Annotated in this window: 16 protein-coding genes; 11 read left to right on the top strand and 5 right to left on the bottom strand. The window is 49.5% G+C overall.

The features are described from left to right. The first annotated feature begins 51 nt into the window (after positions 1-51). From Mal48_RS08830 to Mal48_RS08820, 3 genes are all read left to right on the top strand, one after another. Complete coding sequence (locus Mal48_RS08830; RefSeq protein ID WP_145198092.1) at positions 52-1341, top strand: DUF1501 domain-containing protein; 1290 nt, start codon at positions 52-54, stop codon at positions 1339-1341. A gap of 291 nt (positions 1342-1632) precedes the next feature. After that, complete coding sequence (locus Mal48_RS08825; RefSeq protein ID WP_197442181.1) at positions 1633-2463, top strand: glycerophosphodiester phosphodiesterase; 831 nt, start codon at positions 1633-1635, stop codon at positions 2461-2463. A gap of 397 nt (positions 2464-2860) precedes the next feature. Next, entirely contained in the window at positions 2861-3778 is a 918-nt protein-coding gene (locus tag Mal48_RS08820; RefSeq protein WP_145198088.1) for a diacylglycerol/lipid kinase family protein, read from the top strand. A gap of 360 nt (positions 3779-4138) precedes the next feature. On the opposite strand, the gene Mal48_RS08815 is transcribed toward Mal48_RS08820, so the two are convergent. Further along, a complete protein-coding gene (locus Mal48_RS08815) occupies positions 4139-5608 on the bottom strand; it encodes a Gfo/Idh/MocA family protein (RefSeq protein ID WP_145198086.1) in 1470 nt (489 codons plus the stop codon). A gap of 445 nt (positions 5609-6053) precedes the next feature. On the opposite strand from Mal48_RS08815, the gene Mal48_RS08810 reads away from it, so the two are divergent. Continuing rightward, entirely contained in the window at positions 6054-6539 is a 486-nt protein-coding gene (locus tag Mal48_RS08810; RefSeq protein ID WP_145198084.1) for a tRNA (cytidine(34)-2'-O)-methyltransferase, read from the top strand. Between the two features lie 409 nt (positions 6540-6948). Continuing rightward, positions 6949-7734 (top strand): SDR family NAD(P)-dependent oxidoreductase, encoded by a 786-nt coding sequence (locus Mal48_RS08805; protein ID WP_145198082.1) that lies wholly within the window; start codon positions 6949-6951, stop codon positions 7732-7734. 117 nt (positions 7735-7851) lie between these two features. Here the strand turns inward: Mal48_RS08805 and Mal48_RS08800 are convergent, their stop codons facing one another. Then, the gene (locus Mal48_RS08800; RefSeq protein WP_197442180.1) at positions 7852-9216 is read right to left on the bottom strand and encodes an outer membrane protein assembly factor BamB family protein; all 1365 of its coding nucleotides are present in this window, start codon (positions 9214-9216) and stop codon (positions 7852-7854) included. An 81-nt stretch (positions 9217-9297) separates the two neighbouring features. Then, the gene (locus tag Mal48_RS08795; protein WP_145198080.1) at positions 9298-10080 is read right to left on the bottom strand and encodes a 3-keto-disaccharide hydrolase; all 783 of its coding nucleotides are present in this window, start codon (positions 10078-10080) and stop codon (positions 9298-9300) included. Positions 10081-10290: 210 nt separating this feature from the next. Here Mal48_RS08795 and Mal48_RS08790 point away from each other — a divergent pair, with 210 nt between their 5' ends. Then, complete coding sequence (locus tag Mal48_RS08790; protein WP_145198078.1) at positions 10291-10740, top strand: hypothetical protein; 450 nt, start codon at positions 10291-10293, stop codon at positions 10738-10740. Positions 10741-10768: 28 nt separating this feature from the next. Here the strand turns inward: Mal48_RS08790 and Mal48_RS08785 are convergent, their stop codons facing one another. Both Mal48_RS08785 and Mal48_RS08780 read right to left on the bottom strand, forming a co-directional pair. Beyond that, entirely contained in the window at positions 10769-11368 is a 600-nt protein-coding gene (locus tag Mal48_RS08785; RefSeq protein WP_145198076.1) for an HAD family hydrolase, read from the bottom strand. Positions 11369-11456: 88 nt separating this feature from the next. Further along, the gene (locus Mal48_RS08780; protein WP_197442179.1) at positions 11457-12500 is read right to left on the bottom strand and encodes an alkaline phosphatase D family protein; all 1044 of its coding nucleotides are present in this window, start codon (positions 12498-12500) and stop codon (positions 11457-11459) included. 302 nt (positions 12501-12802) lie between these two features. On the opposite strand from Mal48_RS08780, the gene Mal48_RS08775 reads away from it, so the two are divergent. From Mal48_RS08775 to Mal48_RS08755, 5 genes are all read left to right on the top strand, one after another. Beyond that, positions 12803-13915, top strand: coding sequence for a pyridoxal phosphate-dependent aminotransferase (locus Mal48_RS08775; protein ID WP_145198072.1), 1113 nt, complete (start codon positions 12803-12805; stop codon positions 13913-13915). A 422-nt stretch (positions 13916-14337) separates the two neighbouring features. Further along, positions 14338-16263 (top strand): hypothetical protein, encoded by a 1926-nt coding sequence (locus Mal48_RS08770; protein WP_145198070.1) that lies wholly within the window; start codon positions 14338-14340, stop codon positions 16261-16263. Between the two features lie 471 nt (positions 16264-16734). Beyond that, the gene (locus Mal48_RS08765; protein WP_145198068.1) at positions 16735-17295 is read left to right on the top strand and encodes a DJ-1/PfpI family protein; all 561 of its coding nucleotides are present in this window, start codon (positions 16735-16737) and stop codon (positions 17293-17295) included. Between the two features lie 231 nt (positions 17296-17526). Next, positions 17527-20082: a thioredoxin domain-containing protein gene (locus tag Mal48_RS08760; protein WP_197442178.1), complete on the top strand. Its 2556-nt coding sequence runs from the start codon at positions 17527-17529 to the stop codon at positions 20080-20082. Between the two features lie 251 nt (positions 20083-20333). Beyond that, positions 20334-21023 carry a 3-keto-disaccharide hydrolase gene (locus Mal48_RS08755; protein ID WP_197442177.1) on the top strand — a complete coding sequence of 230 codons (690 nt, stop codon included), beginning with the start codon at positions 20334-20336 and terminating at the stop codon, positions 21021-21023. Positions 21024-21035 lie beyond the last annotated feature (12 nt).

Here is a 21035-nt window from a genome sequence, read left to right as displayed (position 1 = left end):
GTCAGAACTACTCAGAATCAATCAAACATAAAAGAAAACTGAGGTTCACTTATGATTTACCCAACACGACGACAGTTCTTGGGAAGCGGGATCGCAGCAGCAGGGGCGATGAGCCTTGCAAACCCAGCAGAGGCATTTGCATCGGATCAGCTATTAAAAGGAAAAGCAGAGCATGTCATCTCCATCTGGCTGGGTGGTGGCATGGGACAGATCGACACCTTTGACCCCAAAGCCAAAGGTGATCCCAAGGCCAAAAAAGCTGGGGCCTATTACGACTCAATTGATACCGCAGTAAAGGGAGTGCAGGTTTGCGAACACCTGTCGAAAACGGCAAAAGTCATGGACCGCGTGACCGCAGTTCGCACCGTGAATCATGATGTGATTGACGAACACGCTGCAGCAACAAATCGTATGCACACCGGCCGAGCCATCAGCGGGACGGTGACTTATCCATCAATTGGATCGTTGATCGTTCACGAACGCGGACCTGTAAATGACAGTGCCCCGCCGTATGTTTTAATTGGGTATCCTAATGTGACTCGTGGCCCCGGATTTTTGGGGGCGAAGTATGGGTATCTGTACCTCACTGAAACTGGTCGTGGCCCTGCCGGATTATCGCGTCCCGATGGAATTACGGATCAACGCCAAAGTCGTCGCGAAGCGTTTCTGGCGTCACTGAAAAATAGTTCTGAGCCAACGAAAATCTCACAAATCGAGGACTATGAAGCGGCGATTGAGCAAAGCCTAAAATTAAGCGGCCCCGAATTTAGTCGAGTCTTTCAACTCGACAGAGAACCGGCTGACCTACGCAATCGCTATGGGGGAGAGTTTGGTCAACGCTGCCTGTTGAGTCGACGACTGATCGAACGTGGTGTTCGGTTTATCGAAGTGAGCCATAATTTGAATTTCCTCAACGGTGCTGGTTGGGATGTCCATAACAGCGGGATCGTCAATCAACATAAACTGATCCAGGAAATGGACACCGCCTTTTCCACACTAATCACGGACCTTGAAGAGAAGCGGTTGCTCGACAAAACGCTGATCGTGATCACCAGCGAATTCGGACGCCCGCCAGAGTTTGATAGCGGCGGCGGTCGAGGTCATCAGGGATCTGCATTTAGTTGTGTGCTCGCCGGCGGAGGACTTTCGCATCGAGGAGCATGGGGCGAAACAGATCATCTCTCCAAGAAGATTGTCGACAACCCAGTCTCTGTACCAGACTTCTTCGCCACCATCTGTGCTTGTCTGGGAGTTGACTACCACAAATACCTGTACGCTGGCGACCGACCAGTCCCCGTCACCGACCAAGGACAACCAATCGCAGCATTATTCGACGCCTAGTGCAATCAAGACTGCAATTGCAAACACAGTGTCACCTTAGAGAAAATTTAGAACAAGTCCGAAAACCGCTGAAATGACCACTTTCCTCAACGTTTGACAGAGCAATTTCAGGTTTCAGGATCAGTTCTAATATTAGTCTTTACGTTCTGCCCCGTGGCGAACAGTCAATGAAGTCAGAAAGTGACTTTCATGAGAACGACACGCATTGAAAATGCTCTAAATTTCAAAGGGACCGCTGTGCTAGTTCGGCTCTGTACATAAATTTTGTATCCCTAAGATTGTGGAATGCTCATGTTACGTTTCGTTGTACTGTGTCCAGTATTAGCCGGGCTGGCGTTGTGTGTAAATTGTTTCGCCGAAGAATCGGATCAGACGCCACTGATTCTTGCACATCGTGGCGGCGCACATGAATTCGAAGAGAATACCATGGAGGGATTCGAAGCTTGCTACAAGCGAGGGATTCGCGGCTTCGAGACGGACATCCGAATGACCAAAGATGGGGTGTTAGTCCTGTTGCATGACGACACTCTGGACCGGACTCATAAATCCAGCGGTCCAGTCGAAGAAAAGTTAGCGGACGAGTTGAAGAAAGTGCAGACGAAGAAGGGCCAGGATTTTTTGTTGCTCGAGGATTTTCTGAAGTACTTCCAGGACAAACCGGGGGTGTATCTTGAGCTGGAGATGAAGACCAGTAATAAGAAGCTGTACCCCGACACTCGAATTGCTGAGTATTGCGACAAACTTTACGCGCTCGCTAAGAAGTACAAGCCAGCTGATTCAGACTACCTGTTCACGTCATTCGACGAACGACCGTTGGTGGCAATGCGCAAGCTCGATGAGGACTGGCCGATTGCGATCATAGCCGGCAAACCGTTGTCACTGGACTTCATCGAGCGTGCAAAGCGACTACAAGCAACGCACATCGCTTGTCATATTTCTGGGACGTCGCGAGAGTTGGTACAAAAAGCTCAAAAACTGGGCTACAAGGTCAACGGCTGGCCTGGTCACAAAGTGGAAGATTATTACCTGGCGATCGGGTTGGGCTTGGATGTTGCCTGCACGGACATCCCAACGGTGATTCAGCAGACAAAAGAGAATCTGCCTGCAAAAAACAAGAAGTAATTCCGAAGGGGAAAGTAGTCAACTAGAATGACCGTTTTCATCCGCTGGTCACTCAGATCGGCATTACTGCTGGTGAATTTGCCACAGTCGCGCCAAATAAAGTCCCTTCCAATTCAGTAAGCAGTATCTCTTCTGAGCCTCTCCCTCGATCTCGTGAGACCAATTCTCCTCTTTTTTTGCAGGGACAAACGTCATACCACCGATGATTGCCCCCAGAAAGTTTCAGGATCGGTTGTGATTGCGTATTATCTCGATACGACGGAAGAGCTTCTCTGATTTTTTGGAAAACTGTGTGTGACGCATAGAATGATCGTGGTCAAATTGGCTGCAGCACGCCTGATAGGTCAATACAACAATTGGTTTGGATTGATGTCGTCGCTGGAATTGAAGTTGACGGATGAACGCTACTGGAGAAAACAACCTGGAAAACGATCCTCCCTGGGTGGCTATTCAGCGTAATCCTCGATCGGGCGCTGGCCTGCAATCGAAGCCGCTTCGCGAGTTGATCGCAGAATTTCGAAAGCTGAAGATTCGTCCCAGACTCTATTCGAAACGTGAAGAACTCGACGAGGCTGTCAATCACCCAACTAGAAGGAAGTCGCTACATGGGATTGTGGCAGCAGGGGGGGACGGGACTCTCTTAGATGTGATGAATCGTCACCCCGGAATTCCAGTCGCAATTCTTCCACTCGGGACTGAAAACCTGTGTGCGAAGTACTTAGGGATGCCGCGAGACGGGAAGGTAGTTGCCCGCGTCGTGGCAGATGGGCGAACTGTTCGCTTTGACGTCGGCCGTTTGGCGAGTCAGCGATTTATGGTGATGGCGAGTGTCGGATTTGACGCTTCTGTCATTCACTCCGTACATGCTGTGCGAAAAGGACACATCAGCCGCTGGACGTACTTGAAGCCGATCGCAGAATGTCTCTCAACGTACGACTACCCGGAAATCCGTGTCTTCATTGATGATTCCCCGACTCCAACGATTGGGCGAATGGTCGTCATCGCCAATCTTCCTTCTTACGCACTGGGCTTAAAGGTTGCTTCCAATGCACGGGCAGACGACGGCGTACTCGATGTCCGTGTCATGCAGCGAGGGTCCATTCTGCATATGTTCCGCTACCTGGGATTGATCTATTATCGATGGCACGAGCGTGCGAAGGATGTTGTTCAACTTCGAGGAAAACGAATCCGAATTGAATCGGACGAGCCAATCCCCATTCAAATCGACGGAGACCCAGCGGGATATACGCCAACCGAAATTAACGTCGAGACCAACGTTGGAGAACTGTTCGTTCCGCGAGACCACAAGATTTAACGCTACACGTTTGCTGAATGTTCAATGTGGTTGAACCTCATGCAAAAAGCCCGCTCCTGAGGTATCACTCAGGAACGGGCGGTCATGTTAGAGTAGTTTGCTCTACCGTATGCCCGTGAAAAACGCATTTCTACAGTAAAATGCTGTTCGCCACGGGGCAGAACCTGCAAACTAATTCGAGAGATGCTCTTGAACAGAGATCAGCAACTCTGAAATCTTTTTAGAACTGATCCTGGAACTTGAAATTGCTCTCTCAAACGTTGAGAAAAGCGGCTATTCCAGAGGTTTTCGGACTGGTTCTAAACAGTAGAAATATCGAGATGTTTCCCATGTGATGTGAGAACTTCTCAGTTCCATCACTCACGAAGGAGGATTCCCATCCTTCCAGGGGCCAGCGAGTTTCATGTAGGCTGGCTCTTCAAGTTTGCTGCCATATTCGCCAGCTTTCCATCCCGGGATATGTTTTGGCTCGCCACGATTCTCAGAGATCTTTTCCCATTGAGCCGACCAGGACTCTCCCTTCTTGTGAGCTTCATATGCATTCACAGGTCCGGTCTTCGGATCGAAGTAGTAACAGACTCCGGTGCGGTAACTTTGTGCTCCCAGCAGCACTGTTGTCACGGCGGCGGCTCCCAAATCTGGCGGGTTGTTACACATCATTGGATCGCCAGCGTTCATCGCAGCCACCCAGTTTTTGAAGTGCTCATAGGTTTGATCACCGATTGGCTCGGTTTGAATCTCTTCTTCTTTCAGCTTGCTGTTCCGGGTCACTTGGGGACGCTCAGGGATGTATTGAATTTTGTCCCCTTTGAAAATGAACGACCCGAAGTGGCCGCGAATACACTGTTCAATTCGGGACTCCTGGTTGCACATCGTCGAGGAGACCAGTCCATGCACACCTTCCGGGAAATCGGCAGCGACGGTCGCCACATCGGGAACATCGCGACCATCGTATTCCAGATACAAACCGCCAGCTCCGACGACTCGTCCGGGGTATCTCAAACCGGTTGCCTTGAGCATCATCGTGACACGGTGCACGAACAGGTCGGTGTACATTCCTGAACCGTACGGCCAGAAACGACGCCATTGGCGATACACTTCACGATCGAACGGACGATCTTCGGATAAGCCTTCTTCAACCCCCAGCCATCGTTGCCAGTCAATGGTTTTCGGAGTCATCTCTTTCTTGAGCTCGTAGTATCGCCATTGCCCCATCGCGGAGTTGCGGAAGTATTCCGTTTGGAACATCATCACTTTTCCGAGTTTTCCTTCGTCGAGCAAACCGCGAGCATGATTCCAAACAGGTTGTGACGTTCCTTGAACACCAACTTGCACAACCTTTCCAGATTTCTTCCAGGCTTTTTCAACTTCGAGAGCCTCTTCGACGAACTTCGTCATTGGCTTTTCACAATAGATATCCAGCCCTGCCTCCAGCGAATCAAGAATCTGTTTGTGATGCCAATGATCAGGAGTGGCAATGGTGACTGCATCGAGATTTTCCTTCTCGATCATGTCGCGGTAGTCGACGTACTTTGCCGGCTCGTTTCCGTTTTCCTTCTTGATGTAGTCTGCGACTTTGTCTCGCTGTACAGAGTAGACCTCGGCAACGGCAACGAGTTCGATATTCGCACCTTCGTTTTTCAACTTCGCCAGCGACTTCACATGAGCTCCAAACCCACGTCCGCCCGGACCGATAAACCCAATGCGGATGTTTTCGTTGGATGATCGAGCTTTGGCAGACCGTGCGTTGAGAAGTGTGATGGCGGAGGCTCCGGCTGCAGCAGTCCCGGAAGTTTTCAGAAAGTCACGTCGGTCAACGTTTTGAGTCATGTCGAATTCCTAATCGTTTTTGAGGCGAGAATGGTGATGAGATCGACGATTGAGTGTCGAAACTTGTGTGGGGTTTTGACTATCGATCCAAATCCTCTGCAAAGTACGGGTTTCTTTCTCATCGAGAGATCATATCCAGATTTCTGGATCGATTCTGTGACAGTTTTGTGTTTCCGATATTCGCGAAGAGCGTTTTTCCTATGTCGGCTATTTCATCTATGCAAGACTGAATGACGAAACGAATTATAGATTTACTCCAGTACCGATCCTGAAACTTGAAAGTCCTCACTCAAACGTTGAGAAAAACAGCTATTCCAAAGATTTTCGGACTGGTTCAATAATAACGGATTGGTGTTCGTTGAAACAATCGTGCCATGGACATTAAAGAGGTCCCTACGGAAACGACTTCGCTGATCGCAGTACTGTATTCTTACATGAAAAATCGATGACCGACCAGACCGAACCCATACTTCATGTTGTTTTGCACTCTCCTGAAATCCCACCAAACACAGGGAATATTGGGAGGAGTTGCGTCGCCATTGGTGCGAAGCTTTGGCTTGTGAAGCCCTTAGGTTACCTATTGGACGATAAATATTTACGCCGGGCCGGTATGGACTATTGGCAGTTTCTGAACTACGAAGTCGTTGAAAACTGGGAAGAACTGCGTCAACGAATAGGTGAAGAGAAGCAATATTGGTACTTGACGAAATTCGCGACGAAGTTGGTTTGGGAGGCGGAATTCACACCGGGTGACGTCCTTGTTTTTGGAAGTGAGGGGAGTGGGCTTCCAGAAGAAATTCGTGACGAGAACTCGGAATCATGCCTCAAGCTTCCGATGTTCGAACAGGTTCGCAGCCTGAATCTGGCAAGCACCGCCAACACAGTCATGTATGAAGCGATCCGACAATTTGGTGGACTCAGTAGCTCTTGAAGCAAATCAAACGACGATCCTCATGGGCTCGGGAAGTCTCGAGCACGATTTCAATGCTCGCGGATGTTACAGATCCAACGGATTGAGACGATTTCGTTTTGCTCGCAAACCCGATCCCGGAGGGAAAGGCTTAACCTCCAACTCACTGGCGAATTGAGTGCAGTTGTGCCGTGACCATCTGCATAATCCATTCAATCTGTCAGATTCATGATTGAAATTCATGAACGTCAAGGAGGAGATGCACCGACTTCGACTAAGGGCCGACATCCATAGTTGGTGTGTTTTGATTGCATCCACAAAGAACACACTAGAAAATGAACTCACATTTTGCATCATCCAGCCCAATTCCAGTCAGTCTCTTCACACCGAGAACTGATCTGAAAAACATCGCCACTGGACACAGAATTTCATGTCGAACGAAATCGTTTTAATTACTGGAGCTTCGTCTGGAATTGGGTGGGAACTTGCCAAACTGTTCGCAGCAGACGGAAGCGAGTTAATTCTGGTTGCCCGGCGGCTTGATCGACTTGAAGAGTTGTCGAAGCAGTTGCAGGAGCAGCATGGGACAACCTCAACGCTGTTTCAAATGGATCTTTCCGTCCCTGGCTCTGCTGAAGAGTTGTTCTCGAAAGTTCAGGATACTGGGAAGCAGGTCGATGTTCTTGTCAACAATGCCGGGTTTGGGCAAATTGGCCGCTTCGAGGAAATTTCCTTGGACCGACAGACAAGCATGTGCGAGCTCAACATCGTCACGTTGACGCAACTGACACATCTTTTTTTGAATCAAATGGTCCCGCGTGATTCCGGAGCGATCTTAAACATCGGTTCCACCGCTTCATTCCAACCTGGACCGAATGCTGCCGTTTACTATGCCACGAAGGCATATGTCCTTTCCTTCTCGGAAGCACTCCACGCTGAACTTTGGGGCAAAAACATTTCCGTGACATGCCTTTGCCCCGGACCAACGAAAACTGGGTTTGGAGACGATTCCGACATGGGATCACTTCCAATGTTCAAAAACAACATCATGGAGGTCGAGAGTGTCGCGAAAGCGGGCTATCGCGGGCTACGCAAGAAGAAGCGTTTAATCGTCCCCGGAATTTTCAACAACTTGCTCGCTTTCTCAAATCGATTCGCAGCCCGCCCCATTCCACTTTGGATCGTCAAGCGAATGCAAACGCTTCCGAAATCTTGAGAGTGCTGCACTGCAGAGCGACATGGCGCACGCAGACAAATGTGATTCAGTAGATGTTGATAACGACTGAGGCGCGGAGCGATTCGAAAAACGATGAGGGCCGAAGAGCCGAACAACTCAATTCTCAATCGAAATGTTCTTCTTCGCACTGGTGTCATCGACCTCAAAGCGGTACAGGTTCTGCTCAGTTCGGAGAATGATCGCGTTCTCGATGGCTACCGGGCTTGCCTTAATTTGACCAGAGATCTGATTCGATGCAACCTCTTTGTATTTATCATTCGGCTCGATGACTTTGACAATCCCTTCCTGATTGGCGAAGTAAATTTTTCCGTTTGCGAAAAGAGGTGATGCCACATAGTTTCCGCCCACACGTTTGGCCCACACGGTGGTTCCGTCAATCGCATCAAAGCAGGTTGCGATCCCGGTATCCCCCATCACATAAAGCCGATCATCGAGAAGCAGCGGCGACGGTTGTGTAGGAATGTTACGTTTCACAACCCAGGCAACATGTGTTTCTGACACGTCACCAGTTCCATCAATGCGGATTGCCCAGAGCTGAGCTTTTCCGAAACCGGTCGAAATATAAACCATCCCATTCCCGACAACGGGGCGCGGGACCACAGAAAAGCCTTTCCCATGAAGGACCTTCCAGATTTCTTTTCCGGTCTCTGGTTCGTAGGCGACAACCCACTGTGAGCCCATACAGATGAGTTGCTCTCTTCCGAGACGGTCTTTGACATAGATGGGCGTGTCAAAAGATTTCTTACGGTTTCCATCAGGTGCGTCCATCTCAGGACGATCAGTTTTCCAGACACTCTCTCCAGTCATCTTGTCGAGAGCCGTCACATACTGCTTGTCGACACCGTCACAGATGAGGATCAGCAGGTTCTTGTAAATGAACGGCGAACTTCCCGGTCCCACACTATGGTTCTGAGGGATCTGGTTCTTCCAAATGATCGAGAGACTATTTCGATCAATGCAAAATGTCCCATAAGTCCCAAAATGGCAATAGATATGCTTCCCGTCGATGAATGGTGTTGGTGAGGCGTAGCTGTTCATTCTGTGAATGGAATCCGGTTTTTCGATATGAACGAGATCGATCATTTCGTCGAGTTTCCCGGAACTCAGGTTGACGGTCACCAGCTTCAGCGTGATCGATTTCGCAATTTGCTTTTCATGGAATTTCCGAGGTTCGTCGCCTGCTTCAAGCAGAAGCTTTTCTCGCTCACTCTCATCCGGGAAGACTTCTATCGCTGTTGTCAGCCAGAGTTTGCCATCTGCAATGACAGGCGAAGACCACCCTTTGCCCGGAATTTGAGTTTTCCAGGAGAGGTTCTTCAGCTCTGAAAACTCCACTGGAGGTTGCGTACCAACCGAGATCCCATCACCACGAGAGCCACGGAATTGCGAGATTTCTGCTGCTTCCGCAACCAGCACAAACGATCCCATAAACAACGCGAAGACTGCAAAACGTAATTGCATAGCTGACCTGTCAGTGATCGAGGTGGGAGAGATGAGAAAAGCCCCTTGGGAAAACTCAACAAAGCGGGGATTCGCGACCTGTTACTCGTCGTCTAAAACCATAATTTCAACTTTACGAAACTGGATGGGATGGCTTTCTGATTGAAGTGAAATGGTTCCACCACTCAGCATTTTCCCGCCTTGTTGTTTGATCAATTTTTGTGCAAATTCGTCTCGGTCGTCCAGTTGTGGCTTTTCGTATTCCAGGACGACTTCTCCATCCAGAATATGCTTGATGATTTTGTTGCCACGGACTTCAATTTCAGCCGTCACCCACTGGTCACCATGATACGTCTTTGAAGTCGAACTGATGCAGTGTCGCGTGACCAGTTTGTCATTCATGACGACATTCGTTCCAGGAGTACACAAGTTGGAAGTTGTGCGTGGGGTTGTCCCATTTCCACCAAGAAGTTGAACTTCAATTGAAGTCGGGAAGTCCTGATCCTTTGCCATTCCTTTGGGATCTTCACCGTGAACCATGACCCCACTGTTCCGAAGAGCCCACCCCTCACCGCCGGGACATTGTTCGCCAATGAAGCGATACTCGACTCGAAAGCGGTAGTTGGAAAATGAGTCTTTATAGAAGAGGTGACCGAACTTGCGATCAAACTTGTCGTAGCCATCGTACGAGACGGTCATCAGTCCATCTTCGACACGGAATGTGTTGGCGTAGTTTTCTCCGTACTCGAAACCCTTGATCTTCGGAGTCCAACCGTCGAGGTTTTTCCCATTAAACAGGGAGACCCATTTTCCTTCTTCGGCAGATGCAAATGTACTGAGAGTCAAGCTGAGTGCGAAAACAGAAAGGCATCGAAACAAATTCATCTGTGATTCCCGGAATGAAGTCAATGAAGGGACAGGGGGGGATATTGCAGCGTTTTGCGTCGTGCATCATAAGACGGTTTTCTCACGAACGCCAATCAATCGGCAGTTTTTGCCGACAGGGCAGGTTGGCTATCAGATTCTTATGGTGTTGAATGCTGAAATCGAATAGTCACACTTTTCGCGGGTGACCATTCGGTTCCAGGGATTTCTATGAACAACTCATTGTCACGACGACACTTCATATCAACATCAGCTGCTGCGTTGATTACAACTTCGACTTCTGGATGTGGAACGTTTCTCTATCCAGAACGAGTCGGTCAGCAGCGAGGCGGCTTTCAAGATGTCGACTGGACCGTAGCGGGAATGAACGCGGTCGGGTTGGTCTTCTTTTTTGTTCCCGGTGTCATTGCCTTTGCTGTCGATTTCTACAACGGTTCACTGTTTTATCCACCGGGCCAGTACGGAAGCATGCAGCCGGTTGAGTTGAAAACCGTCTCGCTCCCGCCAGGTGAACCTTCGCTCACTATTGTCGAAACCACGGTTTCCAAAGAGATCGGGAAACCAGTCCAGCTAGAAAAAGAGAACTTCGTTGCGGAAAAAATGAGTTCGATAAAAGATTTCTGGGGGACTTACAAGAAGGTCTCGACGAAAATTTCTTAAGCAATTTCCGCTTCAAGATTCTCCCCACTCAAATGATGGAATACTCGCGGAGCGTCGCCCGAAAATTTTCGGGCGTTGTAAACTGCTCAGCATTGAGTCCGTATCTACGAGCCGCTTCGACATATTCCAGAATATCATCTGTATAAAGACATTCGTGAGGTTTGCATTCTATCTTTTGCAGGGCGACTTCGAAGATTTCACGCTGCGGTTTGACCGCTCCCACTTCGTATGAGAGCACCAATTCATCGAAGAGTTCCAAGTGGTCGAATTTTTCACGAATCCATTTGATATGTGTGACACACGTATTTGACAGCAAAACGAGTCGCAGCCCTCGCTGCTTCAGCTCATCCAAAAGTTCGCGCATTCCGGGATTCGGTGTGAAGATGTCACCGGCAGCCCGTTGCAGACTGGGGAGATCCGATTTCTTACCCAAAGCAGATTCCAGCTGCTGTTGAATCTCACTCTCCGAAAGCTCTCCTCGGTCAAATCGCAGCATTGATTCTTGCTCGCAGAGGACAGATTTCACCTGCTCTGCAGAGGCCCCGAACAATTCTGCGATCTGTTCATACATCCGTTCATGTGAGAATTTGAGCAGCACATTCCCGAGATCAAACAGAATCGTTTTCATTTTCACACCCTCGATCGATTTTCAGCGATGCCTCATGCATTTGCGTTCTGCAAATTTCCAAAAGTTCCGCCACCATTGCGGCGCATCTTCAATTCGATCTTGCTTGAAGCTCAGAAAGTTTAAGAGTGTTCCGAAGTTGTATTTTTGAGTTGATGTCACGAATTTGAACTTCGACAATGGGATCGTCCTTTTCCCAATCAATTTGAATGACTCCGTAGTTCTCTTTATGGTAAGTCGAGTCACTGATGCGGTATTGATTGTCGGTCGGCGTCCCGCGTGGATGAATCTGATTGAAACTGCTGGATGTGAAATCGTAGATGGGATAATCAACGTTTTCGTCGGTCATGGAGAACTCGGACCAGTGTCGGTCTCCGCTGACAATGAAGGCTCCACTTGCTTTTGCCTTGCTGATTAAGTCGAACAGACGCTGCCGCTCCCGAGGCAAGTTTGCCCATGTCTCCTGTCCGGCATCGGAAGGGACACATTGAATCCCAGTCGCGATGATGCGGACTTCGGCAGACTTCTTTAATTCTCCTTCGAGCCATTGCCATTGCGTTTCTCCCAATATCGTTTTTGCAGGGTCGCTATCGGGAATGTATGGCCCGCCGACGCGACGCTCTGCAGATTTCTTAAGAGTCGAACGGAAATATCGCGTATCGAGAAGCAGAATTTGAACACGTTTTCCTTCTGGACCAAGGATGACGGAGTCGTAAATTCCTTCGCGTGTTCGACGGGGCGAGTCTTTTTCGATTCCCCAGAAGTCGAGAAATTCCTTCTGAGCCTGAACGCGTTGTGGGTAATCTGCTCCTGCATCATTGAGCCCATAATCGTGATCATCCCAAACCGCGAAGATTGGAGCATGTTGTTGCAATGCTTGAAAATCTGTATTTTTCGCGAGTGTGGCGTATTTTTCTCGCATCACTTTCATGTCGTGTGTGTCTGCGTAGATATTGTCACCCAGAAAGAGAACGGCATCCGCCTTCTGCTTCGCCATCTCTCCCAGAATCGGCATTGGCCGGTCCTGCTTGATGCACGAACCGAAGAGAATGGTCTCGACCGGCTCAGCGGCATTTGCAGCAGGGCAACTGACGAGAATGATAACGGACAAAAGTCGTGCGAATCGGTGAGTCATTCGGTGAGTCATATTGATCGTCTGGAGTTTGATTCAAAATTGTTTGTCTCAGAGGTTCATCAACTTTCGATATAACTTAACGGGCATTCGCAGAGAGGAGAATTGTCGGAGTCAAATAATTTGTCTCGTTCAACTTCTACGATGTACAGCGAACATGTAAAGTGAGAAGATCACACAGCTGAAGTTGTGTCAGAATGCAAGGACTCCGCGACGTCAACACCGAGATTGCACGCCAATGCTGGGACAGGTCTGTTCAAAGTATGAACAAGCGGAACTAAAAGAATGAAAAGTGGACAGAAACGATGAGTGAAGAGTGGATCGCAAATCGAATGCACCAGATCGATGCATCTGGAATTCGGAAGGTCTTTGACCTCGCAGCCAACATGACGAATCCGGTCAACCTAAGCATTGGCCAGCCGCATTTTGATACTCCGGAGTCGATAAAGAATGCGTTGAAGGAAGCTGTTGATCAGGGGCGAAATGCCTACAGCCAATCGCAAGGAATCAAACCGCTACTGGATACAATCCAGCAAAGTGTCGACTCTGAGTACGGTCACGCCGATCGAAAAGCATTCGTCACCAGTGGAACGAGTGGCGGATTGATGCTCGCTTTGTGCAGCCTCGTCAATCCGGGAGACGAGGTCATCGCGTTCGACCCATGGTTCGTGATGTATAAGCATTTGACGACGCTCGCGGGAGGGACTTACAAGTCAATTAACACCTACCCGGATTTCACGATTCCCATTGAGAAGCTGCGCGCGTCCATCACAGAGAAAACGAAAGTTATCCTCTTCAACAGTCCAGCGAATCCAACGGGGCATGTCGCGAGTGAAGAGGAAGTGAAAGCTCTTGCGGAGCTTGCTCGCGAGCACAACATCGCATTGATCAGCGACGAAATCTATCGCGCGTTCTGCTACGACGAGGAATTCGTCAGTCCGGCGAAATACAACGACCAGACGATCGTGATTGACGGTTTCAGTAAATCACATTCAATGACCGGTTGGCGTGTCGGTTGGTGCCATGGCCCAGAACATATCATTCAGCAGATGATTAAACTCCAGCAGTTCACCTTTGTCTGCTCTCCTCATCCGATGCAATGGGCTGCCTCGGAAGCTTGGGACTACGACATTTCAGACCGTGTTGCAGAGTACAAACAAAAGCGTGATTTTCTACGGGATAAACTCCAGGGCCACTACGAGATCCATGGCGCTGGCGGAGCTTTCTACATGTTTATCAAAGCCCCTTGGGGAACGGGAACCGAGTTCGTCAAGAAAGCGATAGAAAACAATCTGCTCATCATTCCCGGTAATGTTTTCAGCTCGGAGGATACACATTTCCGAGTCTCCTACGCTGCGACTCAGGAGACACTCGAACAGGGAGCGGAGATCCTGATCAAGATGGCAAATCAGAGGTGATTGGATTCTCTTTCTCTTGAACCAATAAACAATAAGGTCGCCAAAGGTTGCCTGTTTCGGTTGCGCATCGAAGTTGCCTACAGTGAGTCATTTCAGGCACGCCTGCGATTCTGCTTACCCGATTCTGCTTACCCGATTTGCTCATAGAGCAATTTGCTCTACCGCCTGCCCGTGCCGAACGCATTTCTCTAACAAAATGCTGTTCGCCACGAGGCAGAATCTGTACACCAGTTCGAAAGATGCTCTAAGGCTTTTGGGTGAAATGAATAGCCATGAACATGGTCAGGGCGGTCATGCTTGTGCCATAATCAGGGACGGATCAGCCAGTCGAACCGATTGAGCGTTGCGATCCGTTCAACTTCAAATGACACTTCCCAGTCAGGCTCTTCGCAGCTGAATTTCTCAAAATTAAGGGAGTCATCATGAGGCACTCTGGAGCCTGTTTTGTTCTCATTCTTGTCCTCACATCCTTCAGCCGATCTCAGGCAGGCGTGGGCGATCCCCAACTCCGCACTGACCATCCCTGGTATCCCGGTGAGTTGGCCTGCTCCACCTTCGAACGACTTCAAGAAACACAAGCGATTGCGTTTCAGAAAGTCACCGGCCACCTTCCACAATCAGATGAAGACCGCGCACTCGCTGCCTGGATGTGGAGAAACATTCATTACGCGCATGGTGAAGAAGGGGCACAGGACCTATGGGGGAAAGGCTTCCAGTCAGGGAACTGTACCACACGGAATTACTGGACAGGCATGTTTGCTCATGGCTTCGGTTTGTGTGGGACGACTCACGCGCAATGGACAGCTGAACTGAATGCGATCTTGGGACATGGTCGCAGCCGAACAGTGGGCGTTGTCGGACACAACGCGCTCGAAGTCTTTCTCAAAGGGGGAGCATATCAAGATGGTCGCTGGGTCTTGCTGGACCATGACATCTCGACAGTCGTGTTCGATTCGACTGGAGAACGACTACTCTCAATTGAGGAGATTGGCAGAGATCTCTCACGGATCGCAAATCCAGAATTTCAACCTGAGCGACAACGTGGTTGGCCGTTGGCGGGCTTGCATCGAGACGATCCTCAAGCGTATGCAGAATTCAATGTCGTTGAACATCTCCCCGGCTACGCTGGGCCGCCGCCGCGCGTTCATCTTCGCAAGGGTGAAACATTACGTCGATATTACCAGCCCGGACTGGAAGACGGAAAGACGTTTGTCTTTTGGGGCCGCAACTACCGAGCCAATGGAATTGCCGGACTCGAACGGAGTCGCACATGGGTGAACCAGCCGGAACGCTTCCGAGGCTCTCCCAAAGGGAGTGGATACCAACAGGGACAGGCGCGATACGGGAATGCGGTTTACACATACAAGCCAGACTTCAAAAGCAATGCCTACAAAGAAGGAGTCATCAAGGAGTCGGAAAGAGAAGTGATCCTGGAGTTTCAGACACCATACTTGATCGCTGCAACTCCTCCGGACGACACCGATTGGGGAGTCTATAAAACTGGAGGCCGAAACGGATTACAGGTCCGAACGCGAAATGCAATTCCGGTTTCCGTGTCGGTCAACCACGGTGGAAGCTGGCATCTGGCAAAATACGAGAACGGTCAAACTGACCTGACGGACTTCGCCAAAGGATCGCAACAATATTGGCTGAAGATTGAGAAACCTGCAGAGGAACTCGCGGACGAAAATCTCGAAATCGTCACCGTCTGTCAGGCAAACCCAGCGATGTTCCCAAGGCTGAAGTCAAACGGAACAACCGTCAACTTTGCAGCGACCGGGCTTGGTTTAACCAGCGCTGGTCCAACCGTTCCCCATGCTGAACAACACGTGATTGCTGGCGCTTTCAACACTCCACGCGTGACACTTGAACTCACACCACCCCGTAACCGTACTGCTTCACATTTGTACGCAGCAGCACATGTCGCTTCGAGCAACCCACCTGATCCTGAGGATCTGTATCAGATTGAATATTCCACCGATCAGGGAAGCACATGGAAACCAGTGGTCAAAGACTGGCACATCGTCCGGCAAGGAAACGAACCGAGCGACTTTTGGTCACAAAGTTTTTGTTATGGTGATACGGAGATCGATTCCAAGGCCCCATCTTCAGTGCAGGTCCGATTTCGAAATAACGGTGGAAAGAAATATCTGAGGTGCGAAACACACTTGGCCTATCCAATTCAGAATCAGGAATCTTGCAAGATTACATTTGCCTGGACCGAAGCGGATGGCAAAGAGAGAATCGCAACAAAAATCGCAGGCAGCGAAACTCCAACGGAATGGCAGATCGAGACACATGATCAAGTTGAAATGAAATGGGTAGAACTGAGCCCGGCAGACGACTGATGACAGTGGCTTAACGATGAATGCAGTCCCCAACTTTCGCGGAAGACCACACAGAAGATACGTGGAAGATTCGTTTCCGTTTCAACCTTCAGACGTCCGTTCTCCAAACCTGACGAGTTGTCTGCCTCCACGCAACGAACACCACCAGGAATAGATCACCAAGAACATTGCCAATGATCCGCACTGATGAAACAGAGGAAAAGATGTCTGATTCACTTCTGAATTTGACATCGCAGGTCCAATGAGTGATGCTGCGGAACCTATTACAATAAGACGCAATCCGTTCAAAATATGTTCCGGTTCGACTGTAGGCTCGGAGCAATGCAGAACATTTTTCGATCTCGTTTGCGGACTCTGCCTGATGCCAAGCAACCTGCGAAGTCATCAAAGTGACCTTCGCGGACAAGGCAAACATTGAAAATGACCTGATCATTCATAGACAGCTCAACTGACAACTGAAAGTCAACACAGATGGAAAAAGTCCTGATCATAATTGGCGATGCGAGTGAAACTCTCGACACGATGTACCCGTATTACCGGCTTATCGAAGCTGGTTTTCAACCTGTGGTAGCTGCCCCCGAAAAACGGCTGTACCAAATGGTGATGCACGAAGTGAAACCTGGCTGGACCATCACGAAAGAGTGGGAAGGCTACACCCTTCAGGCAGACATCGCCTTCAAAGACATCGTCCCGGAAGATTATGCGGGGATCATGTACTCCGGGGGACGCGCTCCCGAATACATTCGGTACGATGAGTCGTTGGTCAAAGCAACAAAGTATTTCTTTGAAGCCAATAAACCGATCGCCTCAGTTTGCCATGGGGTAGAAATTCCCGCGTACGCTGACTGCGTTCGCGGACGTCGAATGGCAACCGTTCCCAAATGCAAATTTGACCTGGAAGTTTGTGGGGGAATCTTCGTCGATGAGCCATGTGTCGTCGATGGGAACCTCGTCAGCGGAAGAACTTTTCATGACAACGGCCACTACCTTGGTCCTTGGATTCAACTCCTCGAAGCAGCCCGCGACAAATAAGATGTTTGATTCAGAAATCGTCTGTGCCTGTGTTTGGTGCGATGTCACTTAAAAGAACAGAAATGAGCGGATGCCCTCATCCCTCGTTGTTCGCAGGGTTTTCTCTCGAAAGTTTGCAATCACACGGGTAAACTCAAGATGAGCGACAGTTCAACCTCGGAGATGCAGTCAATGCAGAGCCTCAAAGAACATTCACAATCTTTGTCAAACTCAAACGGTCAGATTGCCCGTATGCGATTTCTTTCAATCATTGCTCTGTTCGGGATTGTCCTGTCAGGGATGTTCAGCATTCCACAACCTCTCTTCGGACAAGATGCCAAGAAAAAGCATCCACAGAAGGCGAACCGGCTCGTGAACGAGTCGAGCCCATATCTGCTTCAACACGCTTACAATCCGGTGGACTGGTATCCGTGGGGAACGGAAGCCCTTGATGCTGCCAAGAAGCAGGACAAGCCAATCTTCCTTTCGATCGGGTACAGCAGTTGTTTCTGGTGTCATGTGATGGAGCGAAAAGTCTTCGAGAACGAAGAGATCGCGAAGTTCATGAACGAGCACTTCATTTGCATCAAAGTCGACCGAGAGGAACGCCCTGATCTCGATGAAATTTACATGCTCTCGCTGCAGGTCTACTTCCAACTGTCAGGCTCTGCTCAAGGAGGAGGCTGGCCTCTCTCGATCTTCCTGACTCCCACCGGAGAACCGATTGCCGGCGGGACCTATTTTCCACCGGAAGACCTTCCCGGTCGGCCAGGTTTCCCGAGCGTCCTGAACCAACTCAACGACGCGTGGAATCAGCAAAAGCCAGCAGTGCAACGGACAGCGACTGCGCTCTCCAACGAAGTCAAAAGACTTTCTCAGCCTCCCTCATTTTCAGAAGGGGGAGCGGTCAATCTGAAAGATGTTCAGAATTCCATCGAATCTGTCCTCACCCATTACGACCCGGTCGACGGTGGATTTGACTTCAACCCAAAAGTCCCGGACAAACCCAAATTTCCGGTCCCTTCACGGCTCATGCTGCTGCAGTCACAAATTGCGAGAAATGCCGAGAACTCAGCTGAGCTGGCACAGAAGCTGGACAAGACACTCGACGAAATGGGTGATGGCGGAATCTACGACCATTTAGGAGGCGGGTTCCATCGATACAGCACCGACCGCGAATGGCTGGTCCCTCATTTCGAAAAGATGTTGTACGACAATGCACAACTGGCAGAAGTGTATGCCGAAGCGTATGAGCGGACCCGCAAAAAACGTTATCGAGAGATCGCAGAAGGGATCATGCAATTTGTCCTGAATGAAATGACCGATAAGGGTGGCGCATTTTATTCCGCACTGGATGCAGAGACTGATGGAATCGAAGGACAATATTATGTCTGGTCAAAAGAAGAAGTTCAGAGCGTCCTGAATCCGAATGGATACCGATATTTCGCTGCGGTCTACGGACTCGACCAGGAGTCGAAATTCGAGCAGGGGTACGTTTTACACTTGTCGCGTCCGGTTGCAGAAACTGCTCAACAACTCGGTCTCCCAGCGGAAGAACTGGAAACACGACTCTCCCGCATGCGAGCAGAATTGCTAAAAAAACGTCTTACTCGCAAACCGCTTCGGCGTGACGACAAAATCTTAACGAGTTGGAACGGCCTGATGATTCGGGCCTTTGCCCGGACCGGAAAAATCCTTCAGCGGCAAGACTACATTGAGCATGCGAACAAGGCGGCGTTATACCTGCTTTCCACGCTCCGTGACCGCGAAGGGAGACTGTTAAGAACAGCGATGAACGACAAAGCCTCTCTCCCGGCCTACCTTGACGATTACGCTTTTCTGGTCAGCGGCCTACTTGCTTTGCACGATGCAACTGGCGAAGAAAAATGGCTCAACACAGCCCGGCTATTGACAGACAATCAAATCAATCAATTCTGGGACAGAGACCGAGGGGGATTTTTCTTTACATCACACGATCATGAATCCCTCATTGCCCGCACGAAATCAGCTTACGACAGCGTGATTCCCTCAGGGAACAGCGTGAGCATTCAAAACTTGACAAAACTCGCTTCACTGACCGGCGACAGCATTTACGCAAAGCATGCCCAACAAACGATCGATGCGTTCGCCTCACAGTTTCGACAGTCTCTGGGAAGCCTCCCTTACTTCGCGATGGCCACACAAGCATTTCTGATTTCTCAAGGAAATCAAAGTGTTCCAAATGGAGCTGGAAACCTGTTTGCAGGGGGAGTCTCTGCTCCGATGGATCCAAAACCCGAAACCCCGAAAGAATCCCCTATTATTGTCGGTCTCGCACCTGCAAATCCTGATTCACTCAAAGATGCAAAAGCTAGTCCGCGAGGTTTTTTCGGACTCGATTCCGTCACTGCAGGGGGAACCGTCCCTGTCGCAATCGAGATCACAATCGCGGAAGGTTGGCATATCAATGCGAACCCCGCACAGCCTGATTTCGTCATCCCGACTGAACTAAAAATCGCGGGAGAATCAAAATTAAAACTCAGCAAGATTCAATATCCCAAAGGGCATCAGTTCAAACTGGAAGGGATTGATCAAGCACTTTCCGTCTATGAAGGAAAAGTCCTGGTGAAAGCACTTCTGCATGTCCCAGAAGGAAGCCAGGGCGAGATTCCTGTGAAGATACAACTTCAGTCTCAGGCTTGTGACTCCAAGTCTTGCTTAGCTCCGAAACGTGTCGTCTTACAAGGATCGATAAAAATTCTGCCTGCTGGCGGTGTTCAACCGAAGCCGATCAATCAGACGATCTTCCGAGAAGCCACACCGAAATAACTGACCTGACACCCCTGACTTCTTACATTCGACATGGATTATCCCTTGAACAATTGCGTTTCCTCAGGCAGGAGAGTAAATTCTCCGGTAGCTTCGTGGAAAAGGCTTGACAGTAGAGTGCTGAGAATATGCACCGACTGATGTCCCTAAGATTATTTGTTGATCAGCGATTTTTTGTCATAATTCCTGCGATCATTCTCACATTTATGATCGACTCGTCCGGGATTTGTCAAGAAGTAAAAACGACTGAAATGACATCTCCCGAGCTGGAAGTGGCTCCCAAAAGCCACCTTATCTCGAAGAATTTCCCCGGCGAGACGTGGACCTTCTTTTCAGGCAAGAAAGACGCAAAGTTTCCAGACACCTGGACCTATGCAGAAGATAGGGAAACAGGAGTTCCTTTCGTCATCTGTAGCGGACAGCCATACGGATACATTCGAACAAAGAAGAAATACGAGAACTTCGAGTTCGGGTTAGAGTGGCGATTTCCAAACGACGAAAATGGAAACAGCGGTGTACTTGTTTACACGACTGGCGACGACAGAATCTGGCCAACTTCATTACAGGTCCAGTTGCAGCAGCCCTTTGCAGGGAGCGTCTTCCCGAGTGGAGGAGCAAAGTCCAGCAATGAATTAAGAAATATTCCGATGCTCGCCCGCCCAATCAATCAATGGAACCGCTGTGTTATTACAAGTCTCGACGGGACTGTGACTGTCACCGTAAATGACCAGAAAGTCGGTTCTGTTGAGGACTGTGAACCGAAGCAAGGTTCAATCTCGCTGCAAAGCGAAGGATCGGAAATACATTTCCGAAATATTTGGATCCGTGAATTCCCCAAAGCGAAAAAATCATCCAGAGCCGCACAAAAAAGAGCACGTCGCCAGTACTTACTCTCCAAGTTCAAAGCTCCGTTCAGCGAATTGTCTCTCTTCGTTCGCTGAACCTGAACAGTT

The organism is Thalassoglobus polymorphus (genome assembly GCF_007744255.1).
GTDB classification, from domain to species: domain Bacteria; phylum Planctomycetota; class Planctomycetia; order Planctomycetales; family Planctomycetaceae; genus Thalassoglobus; species Thalassoglobus polymorphus.
This window is presented reverse-complemented; position numbering and strand designations above follow the sequence as displayed.

Excerpts from the sequence above, each read along its gene's own strand:
- Mal48_RS08830 (WP_145198092.1), top strand. The coding sequence starts at position 52 with ATGATTTACCCAACACGACGACAGTTCTTGGGAAGCGGGATCGCAGCA.
- Mal48_RS08825 (WP_197442181.1), top strand. The coding sequence starts at position 1,633 with ATGTTACGTTTCGTTGTACTGTGTCCAGTATTAGCCGGGCTGGCGTTG.
- Mal48_RS08820 (WP_145198088.1), top strand. The coding sequence starts at position 2,861 with ATGAACGCTACTGGAGAAAACAACCTGGAAAACGATCCTCCCTGGGTG.
- Mal48_RS08815 (WP_145198086.1), bottom strand. The coding sequence starts at position 5,608 with ATGACTCAAAACGTTGACCGACGTGACTTTCTGAAAACTTCCGGGACT.
- Mal48_RS08810 (WP_145198084.1), top strand. The coding sequence starts at position 6,054 with ATGACCGACCAGACCGAACCCATACTTCATGTTGTTTTGCACTCTCCT.
- Mal48_RS08805 (WP_145198082.1), top strand. The coding sequence starts at position 6,949 with ATGTCGAACGAAATCGTTTTAATTACTGGAGCTTCGTCTGGAATTGGG.
- Mal48_RS08800 (WP_197442180.1), bottom strand. The coding sequence starts at position 9,216 with ATGCAATTACGTTTTGCAGTCTTCGCGTTGTTTATGGGATCGTTTGTG.
- Mal48_RS08795 (WP_145198080.1), bottom strand. The coding sequence starts at position 10,080 with ATGAATTTGTTTCGATGCCTTTCTGTTTTCGCACTCAGCTTGACTCTC.
- Mal48_RS08790 (WP_145198078.1), top strand. The coding sequence starts at position 10,291 with ATGAACAACTCATTGTCACGACGACACTTCATATCAACATCAGCTGCT.
- Mal48_RS08785 (WP_145198076.1), bottom strand. The coding sequence starts at position 11,368 with ATGAAAACGATTCTGTTTGATCTCGGGAATGTGCTGCTCAAATTCTCA.
- Mal48_RS08780 (WP_197442179.1), bottom strand. The coding sequence starts at position 12,500 with ATGACTCACCGATTCGCACGACTTTTGTCCGTTATCATTCTCGTCAGT.
- Mal48_RS08775 (WP_145198072.1), top strand. The coding sequence starts at position 12,803 with ATGAGTGAAGAGTGGATCGCAAATCGAATGCACCAGATCGATGCATCT.
- Mal48_RS08770 (WP_145198070.1), top strand. The coding sequence starts at position 14,338 with ATGAGGCACTCTGGAGCCTGTTTTGTTCTCATTCTTGTCCTCACATCC.
- Mal48_RS08765 (WP_145198068.1), top strand. The coding sequence starts at position 16,735 with ATGGAAAAAGTCCTGATCATAATTGGCGATGCGAGTGAAACTCTCGAC.
- Mal48_RS08760 (WP_197442178.1), top strand. The coding sequence starts at position 17,527 with ATGCGATTTCTTTCAATCATTGCTCTGTTCGGGATTGTCCTGTCAGGG.
- Mal48_RS08755 (WP_197442177.1), top strand. The coding sequence starts at position 20,334 with ATGACATCTCCCGAGCTGGAAGTGGCTCCCAAAAGCCACCTTATCTCG.